This is a genomic window from Ancylobacter dichloromethanicus, assembly GCF_018390645.1.
GTDB lineage: Bacteria > Pseudomonadota > Alphaproteobacteria > Rhizobiales > Xanthobacteraceae > Ancylobacter > Ancylobacter dichloromethanicus.
Window position 1 is genome coordinate 18,713 of the sequence record NZ_JAHBGC010000024.1, and the last position, 16,668, is coordinate 35,380.

Consider the following 16,668-nt stretch of genomic DNA (forward strand, 5'->3'; position numbering starts at 1 on the left):
TGAACCGGGCCGGGAGTCGGCGATGATCGTGCGTCAGTTTCTGGAATGGGCGCGGACGGCTCCCGAGGAGGCGCGCGCCAGAGCGGTGGCGGCGCTGGCGCGGGCCTATGTGAGCCCCGAACTGGGCGAGGCGGACCGGGCTGAGATGGGCGCGGCGCTCCCCGTCATCGCCGCCGATGCTTCCCCGCTAGTGCAGTTCGAGCTGGCGTCGGCGCTGTGCCGGCACCCGCTGGCGCCGGTCGATCTCGTCCTCCGGCTTGCGCGCTTGCCAGGAGCGGCCGGTGCGCTGGTGCTGGAGCACTCGCCAGTGCTCAATGTACGCGAACTGATAGCCCTCATCGCCGGTGGCGATGCCGGCAGGCAGCAGGCCATTGCCGGGCGCGCGGATCTACCCGCCCCGGTGGCCGCCGTTCTGGCGGAGGTGGCCGATGTCAGTGCCTGCCTCGTGCTGGTCCGTAATCCGACGGCCGACGTGCCCGGCTTCGTGCTCGGCCATATCGTGGAGCGGTTCGGCCGCGTGCCGGAGTTGCGCGAAGCGTTGCTGGTGCGGCCGGACCTTCCGGCTGCGGCGCATCAGGCGCTCATTCGCGTCGTGGCCGGGGCGCTTTCGTCCTTCGTCGCCGAGCGGGAATGGCTCTCGCCCGGCGAGGCCGCGCGGCTGGCGCGTGAAGCCTGCGACCAGGCGACGGTGACCCAGGCATCGGTGCCGCATTTCACGCAGAGCCGCACCCTGGTGGAAGGGCTGCAGGCGCGGGGTGAACTGACCTCGGCGCTGGTGCTGCGCTCTCTGCTGTCCGGCCAGATGCGGCTGTTCCTGGAGGCTGTATCGGTGCTGTCGGGAATTGGCGTCGATCATGTGGCGGCGCTTGCGGCGGATCGTTCGGGCGAGGCCTTCCGGGTGCTTTATGACCGCCTCGGCCTGCCGGCTGGCGCCTTTATCGCCTTCCGCACCGCGCTCGCCGTCCTGCAGTCGGAAGCCTATCTCGACGATCTCGACGCGGCGCCGGGGCTTCGCCTGCGGATCCTCGACGAGGTGCTCGCGGCCTATGAGACGGCGGGCGAGAGCGCCGAGGGCAATCGAATCGTCGGCATGCTGCATCGCTGGCAGAGCGAGGCGCGCGAACGCGGGCAGGGGCGCACGCTGGCGGCCTAGAGCATTTTCCGCAAAAGTTGACAGACTTTCGCGACGCGAAAATGCTCCTGCTTATTGATTACAGAGCCCTTATCGATCAGGTGATTCCGCCTGATCGATAAGGGCTCTAAAGTCGGCTTCAGCCGAACTGCTCGGCGAGGATGCGCTCCTCGATCGAATGATCGCGGTCGACCAGCATGGTCATGGACGAGTTCGGGTCGAGGCGGGCGCGGACCGCAACGACGTTGCGGACTTCAAAGTGGTCGGCGGTGGCGTTCACCGGGCGCTTCTCGAATTCCATCACCGCGATGTCGACGCGTGCGCGGTCGGGCACCAGCGCCCCGCGCCAGCGCCGCGGCCGGAAGGCGGAGATCGGCGTCACCGCCAGCAGCGGCGTGCCGATCGGCAGGATCGGACCCTGGGCGGAAAGGTTATAGGCGGTCGATCCGGCCGGGGTGGCGACCAAGACTCCGTCGCAGATCAGCTCCTCCATCCGCACCTTGCCGTCGATGGCGATGCGCAGCTTGGCCGCCTGATAGGACTGGCGGATGAGCGAGACCTCGTTGATCGCCCAGGCCCGGTGCTGCCGCCCGTTGACATCGGTCGCTTCCATCATCAGCGGGTGGATGACCACACGCTGCGAGGCGGCGATGCGCTGGGGCAGTTCCTCCTCGCGAAAACTGTTCATGAGAAAGCCGACCGAGCCGCGATTCATGCCGTAGATCGGCGTCCCGCTGTCGCGGAAGCGGTGCAGCGTCTGCAGCATGAAGCCGTCACCACCGAGGGCGACGATGATGTCCGCCTCCTCCGGGGCCACGGTGCCGTAGCGAGCTACGAGGCGGGCCTGCGCCTGATGCGCGTCCGGGGCTTCGCTGGCGACGAAGGCGATGCGGCCATGCGCCGGCACGGAACCGACGTCCGGGCTGCTCTGTCCGTCGGGGCGGGCGGCTTCTTTCATGCGGGACAGCCCGGTGCGCTATGGAGTGTCGATGCCCGAAGGTGGCATTGGCAGGTGATGATCTATACGACCTCACCGGCTGCCGTCGAGGCGGCAGCGGCGGCAGCGTAACTGCCGACCCGCGTCGCCGCCGAGACCGCGGCTGGACCTCAAGCTTCGGAATCGCGCAGATAAGGCTCCACCGGGCCGACGAGCTTGACCGTCATCGGATTGCCGGCGCGGTCCTTGGCCTTTCCGACCGAGACGCGAATCCAGCCTTCGCTGACGCAATATTCCTCGACATTGGTCTTCTCCGCGCCCTTGAAGCGGATGCCGACGCCGCGCTCAAGAAGATCGGCGTCGTGGAACGGGCTGTTGGGGTCGCTCGACAGGCGGTCGGGGAGGGGGGCGGCAACGGGTTCGGACATGGCTCGGCCTCGGCTGGAAAGTGACAATCGGGGTGAGACATAGCCTTGCCCCGCCGGATTTGCCAAGCCGGGCGAGAGGAAGTGGGCCGCCCCTGCCTCAGAGCACAGGCCGCCAGAGCGCCGGCACGACCGCGTAGCCTGCGCCTTCCTTGCGGATGAAGCCGGTGGCGGGGAAGGGATAGTGAAAGCCGGTGAGCTGCAGCCGCTCGGCGGCCAGCATGTCGTAGATGCGCCGGCGGGTCTGTGTCGCCTTCTCGCCGTCCATGTCGAACTGCACCTGCCACTCCGGGTGCGGGGCGAACAGAATCGGCGTGTTGGTGACGTCTGACTGGATGAACAACTGCTCATCACCGGCGGCAAGGATGAAGGCGGTATGGCCCGGCGTGTGGCCGACGGCCTCGACCGAGGTGAGGCCGGGCACAATCTCCTTGTCCCAGGCGTAGCGGTTCACCTTGCTGTCGATGTCCTTGAACACGCGGCGCACGTTCTGGAAATTGGCCTTCAACGCCTCCGGCGCGCGGCTCATCTCGCCCTCGTCCATCCAGAACGCCCATTCGGCTTCCGGCACCAGGATCTCGGCATTGGGGAAGGCGAGCCCGCCATCGGTAGCGCGCAGCCCGTTGATATGGTCGCCGTGGAAATGGGAGATGACCACCGTCTCGATCTCAGCCGGCTTGATGCCGGCCCAGGCGAGATTGGCCTGCAACCGCCCCACGGTGGCGTTGCCGGATTGCGGGCCGTTGCCAGTGTCAATCAACGTCAGCTTGCCGCCATTGTTGACCAGCAGCGGGTTGAACTGGATCGACATCGTGTCCTTGGGCTGGAAAGCGTTCTCCAGCGCGGCGTTGACCTCCTCGCGCGAGGCGTTGCGCACGAAGCCGTCGGGGAGCGGAAAGGTGCGCACGCCGTCATTGATGGCCGTCAGCTCGATGCCGCCGATCCGGTAGCGGTAAAGCCCCGGTACCTGCTGGCCGGAGCCGGTCTGCGCCGCGACGGGCGAGGCGCCGGCGGCGAGCAGCGGCAGGGCGGCTGGAAGCGCCGCCAGACTGGCGGCGCCGGCAAGTGCTTGGCGCCGTGACAGGCCGGACGCGGGAGATGCGGTTCGGTGGCAGACAGGCAGCTCATCCATGGGGCGATCTCTCCGCGAAGGGAATCTCAAGCCCCGAAGCTAGGGGGCGCACCTGCCGGGGTCACGACGGCCGGGCGTCAATTCGGCGTGAGAGCGCCTCAGAAGTGGTACTTATAGCCGAACTCGAGTCCCGTGTAGGACGGCTCACTCTCCGACCAGTCATATACGACCATGAGCGACAGGCTGTTATGGCCGTCGACCTTGTAGCTTACGCCGGTGGCGACTTCAGGTGTGTTGTAGTCGTTGTCGCTGTCGAAGGCGTTGCGATAGCGCAGGCGGAACGCGTTCCAGGTCCATTTGTCGTTGATCGGCAGCGCGCCGGCGAGGGAGACGTAATAATAAGGGAAGTTTTCCGAATCATCGGAGTGGATGAAGTGCTGTCCCACGCCGACGCTTCCCGTGAGCGCAAGCTTTTCAAGATTGACGGTGTAGCCGATACCGATCTGGGCGTTGGTCTTGGAGTCGCTGGTGCCCGCCGTGTCGTAGTATTTGACCGCTCCGCCGATACTGACCTTGTTGTCGAACGTATGGGTAATGTCGACCTGCCAGTCGGACGATTTGGTCGCGCTGAAATCGTCGATAACGCGTTCAGTGGTGTAGGAGGCGCCGATCGCCGTGTCGGCCGCCACGGCCGACGTTAGCGGCGGGATACACAGACATAGGCAGGAAGCGATAAGGGTGCCAGCGCGCATGAAATAACCCCAAACGTTGATGTCGAAGCGTGCTCGACATCGGTGCCCCGGGGCCATCAGATGCTGGTTTCAGGCAACTATACGTAGGTATATAGCAGCCTTCGGAATGCTTATGTCTTCTATACGTAGGTATATCACAGCCTTCGGAATGCTTATGTCTTCGGCTTTTTCTTCAGCAGGACATAGGCAATGGAGGCGATGAGCGTCAGCGCCACGAAGATCACACCCACGACGTTGATCACCGGCGAGAGCCCGAAGCGCAGCCGCGAAGCGATCTCGGTGACGAGCGTCCACTCGCCGCCGATGGCGAACACGGTGGTGTTGTAGTTCTCGAACGATTGCAGGAACGCAACAACCGAGGCGGTGAAGCAGGTCGGTGCCAGAAAGGGCAGGGTGATACGCCGGAACATCAGCATGTGGCTGGCGCCGAGATCGAGCGCGGCTTCTTCCAGCGTGCGGTCCTGCCGCTGCAGCCGGGCGAGGAAGAGCAGCATGGCATAGGAGGCGATGAAGCTCGATTGGGCCATGACGGCGACGAACAGCCCGCCGGGCACGCCGAATTCGCGCCAGAAGATGAGGCTGGAGATGCCGAGGATGATGCCCGGCGTCAGTACCGGCGACACCAGCACGGAATAAAGCACCGTGCCGGAACGCTGGCCGAGGCGGGTGAGGATCAGCGCGCCGGAAAGTCCGGCGGGAATCGACACCGCGATCACCCCCAGCGCCACCAGCACCGAGTTCACCAGCCCCTGCAGCAGCCGCTGGTCATGGGCGAGGGCGACGAACCATTTCAGCGTGAAGCCCTGCCACTGGGTGACCGAGGGGTAGTCGAAGGAGTTGAACGCTGCCGCCGACATCACCGCCAGCGGCAGGAAGAGATAGAGCACGAACAGGCCGATATAGATGTTCAGCACCAGCCGCGCGCCGGCACTCTCGGTGGCGGTGCTCATCTGGCGATGTCCCTCAGTCCGACGCCGAACAGGCGCATCATCAGGAGGATGAAGGCGGTGCAGACCACAAGCAGCGAGACCGCATAGGCCGAGCCCATGTTCCAGTTGTTGCTTTCGTAGAACTGCCGGTAGACGAGCTGGCTGAACCAGTCGCCACCCTGGCCGCGGGTCATGATCGCCGGCACCGAATAGGAACCGGCGGAGAGCATGAAGGTCATGATGCAGCCCACCGCGATGCCGGGCTTGGCATGCGGGATGATGACGCGGCGATGGATGCGCAGCGTCGAGGCGCCGAGGTCGCGCGCCGCCTCGATCTGGTTGCGGTCCAGCGTTTCCAGCGTGTTCACCATCGGGAACACCATGAACAGAACATAGGTGTAGATCATCGCCAGGAAGACCGCGGAGGGGTTTTCCAGGAACGGAATCCACTCCCTAGCGTCGAGATCGATGAAGCCCATCGAGGCCAGCACGCCGTTTATGACGCCGCGATAATCGAGGATCATCAGCCAGGCATAGACGCGCAGCAATTCGTTGATCGCATAGGGCACGATCAGCGCGACCATGAGGATGATCGCCTTGCGCGGCCCGCTGGCCAGCGCCACCACATAGGCGACGGGGTAGCACACGATGAGCGCCAGCGCCGTCACCAGCAGCGCGTAGAAGATGGTGCGCACGAAGATGTAGAAGTGCAGCCCGCTCATGCGGGTGAAGTTGGCGAGGCCGTAGGTCTTGGGCGGGTCCTTCTCCTGCGCTTCAAGCGTGGCGATCTCCGCCTGCTTCTCGGCGATGCTCTGGTCAAATGCCGCCTTCTTCGCCGGGTCGGTCTCGGTCGCGCGGTCGAGTTCGATCAGCGAGATGTCGTTGTAGAGCCGGTCGATGGTGAGCGAGACGTCGCCCTTGGCCTCGCGCCACCACAGCGACTGCTCGACCATCGCGCCGAGCGGCACGAGGATCAGAATGAGAATCCACAGCACCGCGATGCCGGCGATGACGGAGGCGAGCGGCCTTCCATAGGCGCGGGCGAGGCTACCCATGGGCCAATGTCCCCATCGGAAAGACGAGAGCGTCCTCGACGCCGAAGGAGAGGGTCAGCTCGTCCGGCAGCGCGCGCACCGAGGGACCGTTCGGCACGGTGACGGTAAGGGTCTGGCCGGCGGCGGCGCATTGCAGATGAACCGAGGGGCCTTCGAGGTTGCGCGCGGCGAGGCGGACCGGCACCGCGTTCACGCCGCCGGTGCCGAGCACGATGCGCTCGGGCCGGATCATCAGCAGCGCCGGCTCGCCGAGCCGGATCGGACCCTTGACCCGTCCCTCGACGCGCCCGATCGGCGTGTCGAGCGCGGCGAGGGTGTCGGCGAGGCTCGTCACCGTGCCACGCAGCACGTTCTGCTCGCCGACGAAGGTTGCGACGAACGGCGTCGCCGGCTCGGCATAGAGCGTATCGGCGTCCGCGACCTGTTCGAGCTTGCCGCGGCTCATCACCGCGACGCGGTCGGACATGGCGAGCGCCTCGCCCTGGTCATGGGTGATGTAGATGAAAGTGATGCCTACCCGCTTCTGGATCGCGCGCAGTTCCGAGCGCATGTGCTGGCGCAGCTTCAGGTCGAGCGCGGACAGCGGCTCGTCGAGCAGCAGCACCGCCGGTTCGACGGCGAGCGCCCGGGCGATGGCGACGCGCTGGCGCTGGCCGCCGGAGAGGTCCGAAGGCCTCTTGTCGCCGAAGCCGCCAAGCGCGACGAGGTCGAGAAGTTCCTGCGCCCGCTTCAGGCGGTCGGCCTTGCGCATGCCCCGCGCCTCCAGGCCGAAGGCGACATTCTCCGCCACGCTCATCAGCGGGAACAGCGCGAGATTCTGGAAGATGAGGGCGGTGGGGCGCTCATTGGGGCCCTTGCCGGCCATGTCCTCGCCGCCGATCAGCACGCGGCCCTCGCTCGGCTGGATGAAGCCGGAGATGGTGCGCAACAGCGTGGTCTTGCCGCAGCCGGAAGGGCCGAGAATGGAAAAGAACTCGCCGGCGTGGATGGAAAGGTCGGTCGGCTGCACGGCGGTGGAATCGCCGAAGCGGATCGACACCTTGTCGAGACGCACGTCCTTGCCGCGCATGGGAGTTCCATCAGCCATGATGTGATACGTCCTCGCCGGTGGAATCCCGGCCGTCCCCGTCCTCGGGGCCATCCACGAGAGCGGCGGGCATCCCCGGGGACGGGCCCGGGGATGCGATCTGTCGGAAAGGCCTGGTTGGTTCAGCTGTTGGTGAGCTTCTCGACATATTCGCCGCGCAGCGTGGCGTAGAAGTCGGTCTGCATCGGCCACCAGAACAGATTGTCGATGGTGCCGGCCGGATAGGCCGCATCGAAGGCAGCGCGGGCTTCCTCCGAGAGATACTGCTGGGCACCGGCGGCGCAGCTATTGTAGCCGGTAGTGTTGGCGAAGCGGGCACCGACTTCCGGCTGGTAGATGAAATTGGCGAAGGCATAGGCCTGCTCGACATTCTCGGCCCCGGCGGGGATGCCGAGCGTGTCGGTCCAGGCGAGGCCGCCTTCCTTCGGCATGCCGTAGCTCCACTTCTTGTCGGTGTTGCGGTGGAGCAGAATGCCGGTGGTGTCCCAGGTCTGGCCGATGGTGCAGCCGGCGTCGGTGAACGCCGCCGTCGCTTCGGTGGCGTTGTTCCAGTAGGCGCCGATATTGCCCTTGTGGGCCAGGATGTACTTCAGCACGCCCTCGAACACGCGGCGGGACTCGGCCTCGGACTTGTAGAGGTCAAGGCCGCGATCCGATTTCAGCTCGCCGGTGGCGTCGAGATAGAGCGCGACGCCGTTGAACACCGACTTCTGGCGGATGGCGGTCTGCTTGGGGTGATCGGCGAGCCACATGTCGCCATAGGAAATCTCGCCGGACTTCTTGCCGGGGAACTTGGTCGAATCCCAGGTGACGCCCTCGGTACCCCAGTCGAACGGCACGAGGTAGCGCTTGCCGCGATAGGCGGCGCCGAGCGTGAGCGAGTTGCGGTAGATCGAGGGGATGATCAGCGCGCTCTTGAACTTGGCTTCGTCGATCGGCTGGAGCAGGTTGTCCTTGTAGTAGTTCGGGCCGGTGTCGACGGAGGGGAAGATGATGTCGAAGCCCTTGCCGCCGGCGGCGCGCAGCTTGTTCTCGCACTCTTCGTTGGAGCCGTAGGTCGACAGGTTCACCTTCACGCCGGTCGAATTGGTGAAATCCGCCAGCAGGGTGTTCTTGTCGAAATAGTCGCCCCAGGCATAGACATTGAGCGAGCCGGAGGTGGCGAGCGCGTCATGGGCGCGCAACACGGCCGGCGCGGCGAGCACGAAGGCGCCCGCCTTCATCAGGTCACGACGAGAAAAGCGGGTCATCTGTACCTCCCATTGCCCACGGAGGGCGAAACGGCGTCCGCTCTAGTTCGGGGCGATGAATGAACGATGACACGGGGCGACCGCGCGAGAAAGTCGGTGTCGCGCTGGAGCAGCTGCAATGTCGCATTCGTTCAGAATGCCGGGTGCGATACATCGTCGGCGCGGGAGGAGCGCCCCTGCGGTGGGGGTGCGACAATCTGTCATTCCCGAGAGGCTGGCTTTGGTGCGCGGCTGCCTTACCTTCTGCACACCCGTTGATCCGGGCCCCTCTGACGCGAGCCGCCGGCGTTCGCGTGATGTCGGATCGCTTTCCGACGTCGCGCCGGCAGGATTGTGTCGATCATGACCTTGATACCCATCCCGCATGCATCCGGAATAGGCTCTCGCGCATTGTCATGCCGCGAACGGCTTGTCGTATCGATCTCTGGGGAGTGATCCGGTGGACTATTTGATGGAACTTGCCGCCAGCCCGGCGGCCTGGGCGGCGCTCGTCACGCTCGTGGCGATGGAAGTCGTGCTCGGCATCGACAACCTTCTGTTCATCTCGATCCTGACCAATAAGCTGCCCGAGGACATCCGGCCGCGCGCCCGGCGCATCGGCATCGGGCTGGCGCTGATCATGCGCCTCGGCCTGCTCAGCACCATCGCCATCATCGTCACCCTGGTGGAGCCGGTGTTCTCGGTGTTCGGCCACCCGTTCTCGTGGCGCGACATTATCCTGATCGCCGGCGGCCTGTTCCTGGTGTGGAAGGCGACCAAGGAAATCCACCACAGCATGGCGCCGCATGACGAGCAGGAGGCGTCGCTGGGTGGCACGCTGCAGGTAAGCTTCAGCGCTGCCATCGTGCAGATCCTCATCCTCGACCTGGTGTTCTCGGTCGACAGCATCATCACCGCCGTCGGTATGACCGAGCACATCCCGATCATGGTGATCGCGGTCGTGTTCGCGGTGCTGACCATGCTGTTCGCGGCGGGTCCGCTGGCGAACTTCATCAACCGCAACCCGACCATCGTGATGCTGGCACTGGGCTTCCTGCTGCTGATCGGCACCACGCTGATCGCCGAGGGCTTCGGCGCGCATGTGTCGAAGGGCTACATCTACACCGCGATGGCCTTCTCGGCGGCGGTCGAGGGCCTGAACATGCTCCAGCGCAAGCGCCGGACGGCACCGCACTGACCGGATCGACCGGCGGCGTGGGGAAGTGAAACCTCGCGCCGCCGGACGATGCTATGATCCGGGCTCCCTCTCTCGAAGGAGCCCGGCCTCATGGCGGACACACGCGACCCGCATGCCCCTGTCAACGGTGAGGCTGATCCGCCCGCCGACAGCAAGCTCACCCGCACCAAGCGGGCGTGGGCGCGGGAGGGCAAATTCCTCACCGGCAAGATCACCCGCCCGGAAGAAGACCGCCTGCCGCCCGGGCAGCATCTGGTGCGCGACTGGCCGGTGCTCGACCTCGGCATGCAGCCCCGCATCCCGCTCGACCGCTGGCGGCTCGACGTAGCGGGCGAGGTGGACCATCCGGTCTCCTGGGACTGGGCCACGTTCAGTGGCCAGAAGCAGACGCGCGAAACCACCGACATCCACTGCGTAACTACCTGGTCGCGCTACGATAATCGCTGGGAGGGGCTCGCCACGCGGGACCTGCTCGATCTGGTGATGCCGCGGGAAAGAGCGCGATTCGTGCTCCTTCATTCCTATGATGGGTACGTCACCAATCTGGCCCTGGAGGACTTCGCCGCGGAGGATGCGCTCATCGTCCACAGTTGGGAGGACAAGCCGCTGACCGTCGAGCATGGCGGCCCGGTACGGCTGGTCGTGCCGCATCTGTATTTCTGGAAGAGCGCGAAGTGGCTGAAGAAGATCGAGTTCGTGACCAACGACAAGCGCGGCTTCTGGGAGGAGAACGGCTATCACAACCACGCCGACCCGTGGAAGGAGGAGCGCTATTCGGATGAGGAGTGAGGCCCGCGCCGGGCGTTGCCCTTGTTGTGCGGCAAGGGCCGCGTCACTGCGAGCGCTGCTGCTTTCCCAAGCTGCCGAATGCAGCAGCCTGGGGCGCTGGTGCCGGGTGAGGGGATCGAACCCCCGACCTTCGGTTTACAAAACCGCTGCACTACCGCTGTGCTAACCCGGCGAAGAGCTTAGATTCTCAAGGCGCGACGGTATCTTCATCTATACTTGGCACGGCGCAGACCGATGGGGCTGTGCCGCGCTTTGTGCCAACCCCTATCGGGCACAGGCTGGCGCTTATTCGCCCAAGGCAGCGCGCTGGTCAAGCCGCCCCGCTCTCGGGCCAGCGGTTCGGGCGCGGCCCGCGTAGCGCGAAAGGCGCCGCCGCAATTGGGGTTCCCCGGCCGAGAACACGGCGAGGGGCCCCGCGGTTCTACTCGCTTGCAGGATGCCGGACCGGGGCTCCGCCTCCCGTTGCGGGAGATTCACGTCAAACCGAGCAAAATACGGCATTGCGCCCGGGCCTGCCTTCTGCGAGACGAATCTGCGGGGATTTCATTCTGACGATGCGTGCGGAGCCCCTCCCGGTGGTATCATCGGAGAGCACGCCATTTGGGAGGCTGGAGACATGAAGCGATTTTGGGTCGGACTGGCGGCGCTGCTGCTGGCCGGCATGGCCGGCAGCGCGTCGGCACAGACGATGAGCTATGCCGAGGCCGGGGCGCTGATCGCCAAGACCTGCGGTCCCTCCATCGAGAAGTTCTGCGGCAAGGACAATCTCGGCACCGGCGCGATCCGCGACTGCCTGATGGCGCATCAGGACCAGGTGCCGCAGCAGTGCTTCGACGAATATGCCGCCGCGCGGGCCTCGATCACCAAGCGGATCGCCGCGCAGGGCGACGCTTACAAGACCTGCAACGCGAGCATCCGCGAAGCTTGCGCCGGCGTGCAGCCGGGTGACGCCAACATCCTCACCTGCCTTCAGACCGCCAGCAAGATCGTGCGACCCGCCTGCAAGCAGGTCCTGATCGACGCCGGCTGGTGGCAGTGACGAAACGGCGCAACGCCAGGGAAAGAGACAGATCATGACCCGTATCACCCGTTTCGTCGGGGGATTAGCCCTCGCCGCCGTGCTCGCCGCGCCGCTCGCCGGCTCCGCGAACGCGCAGTCGTCGGACAGCGATTCCCAGATCATGCAGGGCCTCTCGCAGGCCACCATGTTCGACCCGTCGCTCACCGCCCAGGTGCTGCGCCAGATGGCGCAGGACGCCGTCGCCAAGAACGCGCCGCTGACGCTGGACAAGTCCGAGATCGCCAAGCGGCTGGACACGCTCGCGCAGATCACCGTGCAGATCCAGTTCGCGCTCGGCTCGGACATCATCCGCCCGGAATCCTACCGGACCCTCGGCGCCATCGCTGACGCGATGCACCACCCGATCCTGTGGAACTACAAGTTCATCGTGGTCGGCAACACCGACACGACCGGCACCCGCGCCTTCAACCTGAAGCTCAGCCAGGAGCGCGCCAACGCCATCGTTCAGGCCCTGGTGACGGTGTTCGGCATTTCGCCGGACCGGCTGGAGGCCGTCGGCCTTGGCCAGGAGGCGCTGCAGGTGCCGTCCAAGCCGCAGGACCCGATCAACCGCCGGGTGCAGATCTTCACCATCGGCACCCTCGGCCCGATGGGCAAGCCGGTCCCGACCGGCGCGCCCTGAGCGGGACGCATCGGCTCTCCTGTGATAGGAAGCCGGCCGGCGCCGAATGGACCCAGTGTCCCGGCGCCGGCCGGCTTTTGCTTTTGGCCTCCCCTTCCGTCGAATTCAGAGTGTCAGCAGATGAGCATCAAGAGAATTGAAGTTGGCCCGCGCATGAGCCAGGCCGTGATCCATGGATCGGTCGCGTATCTCGCTGGCCAGGTCGCCAAGGGCGACGGCGTGGCCGCGCAGACCGAGGGCGTGCTGGCCCAGATCGACGCGCTGCTGGCGCAGGCCGGCACCGACAAGACCAAGCTGCTGACCGCCACCATCTATCTCGCCGACATCGCGACCTTCGCCGAGATGAACGCGGTGTGGGACCAGTGGGTCCCGGCCGGCAACACGCCGGCGCGCGCCACCGTCGAGGCCGCACTCGCGACGCCGGAATACAAGGTGGAGATCGTCGTCCAGGCGGCGATCTGAGGTCGAAGAGGCCGCCCCGCCCATCGGCGCGCGCAAAAAAAAAGGCCCCGTCCTGCGACGGGGCCTTTCCTTTGGAAGGCTCCGCCCGCGTGGGGCGGAGCCGAGGCGTGGATTCAACTCACGTTGTTGAGGTCGCGGTCCTTGGTCTCGGGCAGTAGCAGGAGACCGATGACCGCCGTCATGACGGCGATGATGATCGGATACCAGAGGCCCGAGAAGATGTTGCCTGTCGCGGCCACGATGGCGAAGGCGGTGGGCGGCAGGAAGCCGCCGAACCAGCCATTGCCGATGTGGTAGGGCAGCGACATGCCGGTGTAGCGGATGCGGGTCGGGAACAGTTCGACCAGCAGGGCGGCGATCGGGCCGTACACCATCGTCACGTAGAAGACGAGGATGAACAGCAGGCCGATGAGGGTAAGCGTGCGCCCGTCGGTCAGCACGCCGCCAATGGTCGGCTGCTTCACGATGGAGGGGTCGCCCACGGTGGGATAGCCGGCTGTCCGCGCCGCCGCGACGATCGCCGCACCGGCGGTGTCGGTCGCGGGGATGTCGACGGCGGTGCCGTTCACCGTCACGCTGACCGGCGTACCGGCTGCGCCCGGCAGCAGCTGGTAGTGCATCGAGTTGGTCGCCAGCGTGCGGCGGTAGAGATCGCACGGGCGGGTGAAGACGCGCACGCCGACCGGGTCGAACAACGTGCCGCAGCTCGCCGGATCCGCCGTTATGTCGATCGCCACCGATTCGGTGGCCGCGATCAGCTTCGGATTGGCGACGCGGGCGATGTTCTCGAACAGCGGGAAGTAGGTCGCCGCCGCGATGAGGCAGCCCGCGATCAGGATCGGCTTGCGGCCGATCTTGTCCGAGAACCAGCCGAAGAAGATGAAGAACGGCGTGCCCAGGAGCAGGCTGGCGGCGATGAGCAGGTTCGCCGTCGTTCCGTCCACCTTCAGTGTCTGTGTCAGGAAGAACAGCGCGTAGAACTGGCCGCAATACCAGACCACGGCCTGGCCGGCGGTGCCGCCGAACAGGGCGATGAGCGCGATCTTGGCGTTCGACCAGCGGCCGAAAGCCTCGGTGAGCGGCGCCTTCGAGCGGGTTCCCTCTTCCTTCATCTTCTGGAAGGCGGGCGACTCGTTCAGCGAGAGCCGGATCCAGATGGAGAAGCCGAGCAGGATGATCGAGAGCAGGAACGGGACGCGCCAGCCCCAGGCGGCGAAGTCTTCCGGCGACATGCTCAGGCGCAGCGTCAGGATGACCAGCAGCGAGAGGAACAGGCCGACCGTGGCGGTCGTCTGGATCCACGAGGTGTAGAAGCCGCGGCGTCCGTGCGGGGCGTGCTCGGCGACATAGGTCGCCGCGCCGCCATATTCGCCGCCGAGCGCGAGGCCCTGCAGCAGGCGGCAGAGGATGAAGATCACCGGGGCGGCATAGCCGATCGTGTCGTAGCTTGGCAGCAGGCCGACCAGGAAGGTGGCGATGCCCATCAGCGTCATGGTGACGAGGAACGTGTACTTGCGTCCGATCAGGTCGCCGAGGCGACCGAACACCAGGGCGCCGAAGGGGCGCACCGCGAAGCCGGCGGCGAAGCCGAACAGCACGAAGATGAACTTCGCCGTATCGTTGGTGCCGGGCACGAAGGTGGCGGCGATGTTGGCTGCAAGCGAGCCGGCGAGATAGAAATCGTACCATTCGAAGACGGTGCCGGCGGAGGAGGCGATGATCACCTTCCTCTCTTCTCGGGTCATCGGGGCCCCTTTCTTGACAGGCCCTGCCGTAGTTACGCTCATTGTCGTTCCCTTCCCCAGAGTAAGTCGCGCCAATGTTCAGGCGTGCGGAGAATTCCGCACGCGCCAAAGGGGACGAGCTCACGCGGAGCATCGTCGGTTGTCGTGATCGAGTTTGGGAGTTCCTGTGGGAACGCCTTCCGCTCGGGCTGTCTCCTCCCGGAGGCGGCCCGCCAATACGGAAACGGCCAATCCCCGGTGTCGCGGCGCGCGGAACTCTTCGATTCCTTCGCTACCTCAGAGGAAAGCTTGGCGAAACCTGAGCGGTTTGACGATTGGCAATTGGTCGTAAACTCCCGCTATGCTGCGGTGCGGGAGAAAAGGCGGTTGTCGCGAAGTAAAACGCAGTAGGGCGGAATGCGCGGTATCAGGCCGGGCGGGCGATGGCCCGGCGGGCAATGTATAGCGCGAGCGCGGCCGCGTTCGACACGTTGAGGCTGACGATGGCGCCCGGCAGGTCGATGCGCGCGAGCGTGTCGCAGGTCTGGCGGGTCAGGTGGCGCAGGCCCTTGCCCTCGGCGCCCAGCACCAGCGCGGTGGGAGCGGAAAGGCGCGTGTCGACGAGGTCGGCCGGCCCCTCGCTGTCGAGCCCGACCACCAGCACGCCGTTCTGCTTCAGTTCGTCCAGCGCCCGGGCCAGATTGCCGACGAAGCAGAACGGCACGTGCTCCAGCCCGCCGCTGGCGCTCTTGGCCAGCACGCCGGTGGCGGCCGGGCTGTGGCGTGCCGTGGTGACGATGGCACCGACCTTCAACGCCGCCGCCGAACGCACGATGGCGCCGACATTGTGCGGATCGGTGATCTGGTCGAGCACGAGGACCAGGTCGCACTCCGCCGCCTTGGCGAGGCTGAGCGCGGGGAGGGGATCGCATTCGGCGAGCATGCCCTGATGCACCGCATCGGGGTCGAGCAGCCGGTCGATCTCGCCGGGCCGGACGATCTCGGGGGCGATCCGCTGGGGAATCGCTTCCTCCTCCAGCCGGCGCGCCGCGTTCTCGGTCAGCATCAGGCGGCGCAGCTTGCGGCGCGGATTGCGCAGCGCCTCGACCACGCTGTGCCAGCCATAGAGAATCGCCACGTCGTCCCGCCACGCGCCGAAGGGACGCCCGGCGGGGCGGGGGCGCGGCTGGCGGGGACGCCCGGTGGGGCGGGAGGGCTTGCCGGGCGGGCGGCTGGGGCGATCGTTCATGCGCGCGTTCTGTCATGGCGCGGGCGGCTTGGCAATTTGCCGGACCGGCCGCGCGATCCACAGCCGGCGGGAGCCGCAAAGCGACCGGGGTTGACAGGGCAGGGGCACCTCACCATAAAGCCGGCCGCACGGGAGCCGCGCATCGCGCCGGTTTTCCGTGGGGTCGACGGCCGGTGCATTTCGACGCACCGCGGTTCGGCCGACGTGCGAGGGGGAGTGTCCCGAGCGGCAAAGGGGGCGGACTGTAAATCCGCTGGCTATGCCTTCGTAGGTTCGAGTCCTACCTCCCCCACCACGTCGCTTCTCGCTAGAATGCGCCTATCCTCGCGGGTGTAGCTCAATGGTAGAGCAACAGCCTTCCAAGCTGATGACGAGGGTTCGATTCCCTTCACCCGCTCCAAATCTCCGCGCAGCCCCCATATGAGCGACGGCGCGGTCCCCCTGAAGGTGACGGCCGGCAGCCCCGAGGGCCTTGCATTTTCCCTTTCCCGCAGTGGCCGCGCAACGCGGCACTTGCGGAAAGCCGGGAAACCGCCTATCCCACGGCCCGATTTTTCGCGGCCCGCATGTCGCTGAAGGAAACGAGTTATGGCCAAAGAGAAGTTCAACCGATCGAAGCCTCACTGCAACATTGGGACGATTGGCCATGTTGACCATGGCAAGACGTCGTTGACGGCTGCGATCACGAAGGTTCTTGCGGAATCGGGCGGCGCGACGTTCACGGCGTACGACCAGATTGACAAGGCTCCGGAAGAGAAGGCGCGCGGGATCACGATCTCGACGGCGCATGTGGAGTACGAGACGTCGAACCGTCACTACGCGCATGTCGACTGCCCCGGCCACGCGGATTATGTGAAGAACATGATCACCGGCGCGGCGCAGATGGACGGCGCGATCCTGGTGGTGTCGGCGGCGGACGGTCCGA

The 16,668-nt window shown here is 65.9% G+C and carries 17 protein-coding genes and 3 tRNA genes; 9 read left to right on the plus strand and 11 right to left on the minus strand.

Annotated elements, in window-relative coordinates; translation table 11 throughout:
• The first annotated feature begins 22 nt into the window (after positions 1-22).
• Positions 23-1,153, plus strand: a complete 1,131-nt coding sequence (locus KHC23_RS14090) for a DUF2336 domain-containing protein (RefSeq protein WP_213373306.1) — start codon at positions 23-25, stop codon at positions 1,151-1,153.
• 118 nt (positions 1,154-1,271) lie between these two features.
• On the opposite strand, the gene KHC23_RS14095 is transcribed toward KHC23_RS14090, so the two are convergent.
• The 8 genes from KHC23_RS14095 to KHC23_RS14130 all read right to left on the minus strand — a co-directional run bounded on the left by KHC23_RS14095 (position 1,272) and on the right by KHC23_RS14130 (position 8,639).
• A complete protein-coding gene (locus KHC23_RS14095) occupies positions 1,272-2,090 on the minus strand; it encodes an NAD kinase (RefSeq protein ID WP_246544614.1) in 819 nt (272 codons plus the stop codon).
• A gap of 149 nt (positions 2,091-2,239) precedes the next feature.
• Positions 2,240-2,497, minus strand: a complete 258-nt coding sequence (locus tag KHC23_RS14100; RefSeq protein ID WP_213373307.1) for a DUF3297 family protein — start codon at positions 2,495-2,497, stop codon at positions 2,240-2,242.
• 97 nt (positions 2,498-2,594) lie between these two features.
• Positions 2,595-3,626, minus strand: coding sequence for an MBL fold metallo-hydrolase (locus KHC23_RS14105; RefSeq protein WP_213373308.1), 1,032 nt, complete (start codon positions 3,624-3,626; stop codon positions 2,595-2,597).
• Between the two features lie 98 nt (positions 3,627-3,724).
• A complete protein-coding gene (locus KHC23_RS14110; RefSeq protein ID WP_213373309.1) occupies positions 3,725-4,318 on the minus strand; it encodes an outer membrane beta-barrel protein in 594 nt (197 codons plus the stop codon).
• A 152-nt stretch (positions 4,319-4,470) separates the two neighbouring features.
• Positions 4,471-5,268, minus strand: a complete 798-nt coding sequence (locus KHC23_RS14115; RefSeq protein ID WP_213373310.1) for an ABC transporter permease — start codon at positions 5,266-5,268, stop codon at positions 4,471-4,473.
• Positions 5,265-6,302: an ABC transporter permease gene (locus KHC23_RS14120; protein ID WP_213373311.1), complete on the minus strand. Its 1,038-nt coding sequence runs from the start codon at positions 6,300-6,302 to the stop codon at positions 5,265-5,267. Before KHC23_RS14120 ends, KHC23_RS14115 begins: the two co-directional genes overlap by 4 nt.
• Positions 6,295-7,371, minus strand: coding sequence for an ABC transporter ATP-binding protein (locus tag KHC23_RS14125; RefSeq protein ID WP_213373324.1), 1,077 nt, complete (start codon positions 7,369-7,371; stop codon positions 6,295-6,297). Before KHC23_RS14125 ends, KHC23_RS14120 begins: the two co-directional genes overlap by 8 nt.
• Positions 7,372-7,511: 140 nt before the next feature.
• Positions 7,512-8,639 carry an extracellular solute-binding protein gene (locus KHC23_RS14130; protein WP_246544615.1) on the minus strand — a complete coding sequence of 376 codons (1,128 nt, stop codon included), beginning with the start codon at positions 8,637-8,639 and terminating at the stop codon, positions 7,512-7,514.
• Positions 8,640-9,078: 439 nt separating this feature from the next.
• Here KHC23_RS14130 and KHC23_RS14135 point away from each other — a divergent pair, with 439 nt between their 5' ends.
• On the plus strand, positions 9,079-9,816 hold the full coding sequence (locus KHC23_RS14135; RefSeq protein ID WP_213373312.1) for a TerC family protein: 738 nt from the start codon (positions 9,079-9,081) through the stop codon (positions 9,814-9,816).
• Between the two features lie 90 nt (positions 9,817-9,906).
• Positions 9,907-10,605: a sulfite oxidase-like oxidoreductase gene (locus KHC23_RS14140; protein ID WP_213373313.1), complete on the plus strand. Its 699-nt coding sequence runs from the start codon at positions 9,907-9,909 to the stop codon at positions 10,603-10,605.
• Between the two features lie 97 nt (positions 10,606-10,702).
• Here KHC23_RS14140 and KHC23_RS14145 read toward each other — a convergent pair.
• Positions 10,703-10,777, minus strand: a tRNA-Thr gene (locus tag KHC23_RS14145).
• Between the two features lie 444 nt (positions 10,778-11,221).
• Between KHC23_RS14145 and KHC23_RS14150 the strand changes: the two genes are divergently transcribed.
• From KHC23_RS14150 to KHC23_RS14160, 3 genes are all read left to right on the plus strand, one after another.
• The gene (locus tag KHC23_RS14150; RefSeq protein ID WP_213373314.1) at positions 11,222-11,644 is read left to right on the plus strand and encodes a hypothetical protein; all 423 of its coding nucleotides are present in this window, start codon (positions 11,222-11,224) and stop codon (positions 11,642-11,644) included.
• 34 nt (positions 11,645-11,678) lie between these two features.
• Positions 11,679-12,308: an OmpA family protein gene (locus KHC23_RS14155; protein ID WP_213373315.1), complete on the plus strand. Its 630-nt coding sequence runs from the start codon at positions 11,679-11,681 to the stop codon at positions 12,306-12,308.
• 120 nt (positions 12,309-12,428) lie between these two features.
• Positions 12,429-12,770, plus strand: a complete 342-nt coding sequence (locus KHC23_RS14160) for a RidA family protein (protein WP_213373316.1) — start codon at positions 12,429-12,431, stop codon at positions 12,768-12,770.
• A gap of 113 nt (positions 12,771-12,883) precedes the next feature.
• On the opposite strand, the gene KHC23_RS14165 is transcribed toward KHC23_RS14160, so the two are convergent.
• The gene (locus KHC23_RS14165; protein WP_213373317.1) at positions 12,884-14,557 is read right to left on the minus strand and encodes an MFS transporter; all 1,674 of its coding nucleotides are present in this window, start codon (positions 14,555-14,557) and stop codon (positions 12,884-12,886) included.
• 364 nt (positions 14,558-14,921) lie between these two features.
• Complete coding sequence (gene rlmB / locus KHC23_RS14170; protein WP_213373318.1) at positions 14,922-15,743, minus strand: 23S rRNA (guanosine(2251)-2'-O)-methyltransferase RlmB; 822 nt, start codon at positions 15,741-15,743, stop codon at positions 14,922-14,924.
• A gap of 210 nt (positions 15,744-15,953) precedes the next feature.
• Between rlmB and KHC23_RS14175 the strand changes: the two genes are divergently transcribed.
• The 3 genes from KHC23_RS14175 to KHC23_RS14185 all read left to right on the plus strand — a co-directional run.
• Positions 15,954-16,038, plus strand: a tRNA-Tyr gene (locus KHC23_RS14175).
• A gap of 31 nt (positions 16,039-16,069) precedes the next feature.
• Positions 16,070-16,143 (plus strand) — tRNA-Gly (locus tag KHC23_RS14180).
• 188 nt (positions 16,144-16,331) lie between these two features.
• Positions 16,332-16,668, plus strand: a 337-nt coding sequence (locus KHC23_RS14185; RefSeq protein ID WP_213373319.1) for a GTP-binding protein, incomplete at its 3' end; no start/stop codon positions are given.

What these genes read in the sequence shown, in the direction of transcription:
- KHC23_RS14150 (WP_213373314.1), top strand. Translation starts at nt 11,222, where the DNA reads ATGAAGCGATTTTGGGTCGGACTGGCGGCGCTGCTGCTGGCCGGCATG.
- KHC23_RS14115 (WP_213373310.1), bottom strand. Translation starts at nt 5,268, where the DNA reads ATGAGCACCGCCACCGAGAGTGCCGGCGCGCGGCTGGTGCTGAACATC.
- KHC23_RS14160 (WP_213373316.1), top strand. Translation starts at nt 12,429, where the DNA reads ATGAGCATCAAGAGAATTGAAGTTGGCCCGCGCATGAGCCAGGCCGTG.
- KHC23_RS14100 (WP_213373307.1), bottom strand. Translation starts at nt 2,497, where the DNA reads ATGTCCGAACCCGTTGCCGCCCCCCTCCCCGACCGCCTGTCGAGCGAC.
- KHC23_RS14155 (WP_213373315.1), top strand. Translation starts at nt 11,679, where the DNA reads ATGACCCGTATCACCCGTTTCGTCGGGGGATTAGCCCTCGCCGCCGTG.
- KHC23_RS14140 (WP_213373313.1), top strand. Translation starts at nt 9,907, where the DNA reads ATGGCGGACACACGCGACCCGCATGCCCCTGTCAACGGTGAGGCTGAT.
- KHC23_RS14165 (WP_213373317.1), bottom strand. Translation starts at nt 14,557, where the DNA reads ATGAGCGTAACTACGGCAGGGCCTGTCAAGAAAGGGGCCCCGATGACC.
- KHC23_RS14110 (WP_213373309.1), bottom strand. Translation starts at nt 4,318, where the DNA reads ATGCGCGCTGGCACCCTTATCGCTTCCTGCCTATGTCTGTGTATCCCG.
- KHC23_RS14095 (WP_246544614.1), bottom strand. Translation starts at nt 2,090, where the DNA reads ATGAAAGAAGCCGCCCGCCCCGACGGACAGAGCAGCCCGGACGTCGGT.
- KHC23_RS14130 (WP_246544615.1), bottom strand. Translation starts at nt 8,639, where the DNA reads ATGACCCGCTTTTCTCGTCGTGACCTGATGAAGGCGGGCGCCTTCGTG.
- KHC23_RS14090 (WP_213373306.1), top strand. Translation starts at nt 23, where the DNA reads ATGATCGTGCGTCAGTTTCTGGAATGGGCGCGGACGGCTCCCGAGGAG.
- rlmB (WP_213373318.1), bottom strand. Translation starts at nt 15,743, where the DNA reads ATGAACGATCGCCCCAGCCGCCCGCCCGGCAAGCCCTCCCGCCCCACC.
- KHC23_RS14105 (WP_213373308.1), bottom strand. Translation starts at nt 3,626, where the DNA reads ATGGATGAGCTGCCTGTCTGCCACCGAACCGCATCTCCCGCGTCCGGC.
- KHC23_RS14120 (WP_213373311.1), bottom strand. Translation starts at nt 6,302, where the DNA reads ATGGGTAGCCTCGCCCGCGCCTATGGAAGGCCGCTCGCCTCCGTCATC.
- KHC23_RS14125 (WP_213373324.1), bottom strand. Translation starts at nt 7,371, where the DNA reads ATGCGCGGCAAGGACGTGCGTCTCGACAAGGTGTCGATCCGCTTCGGC.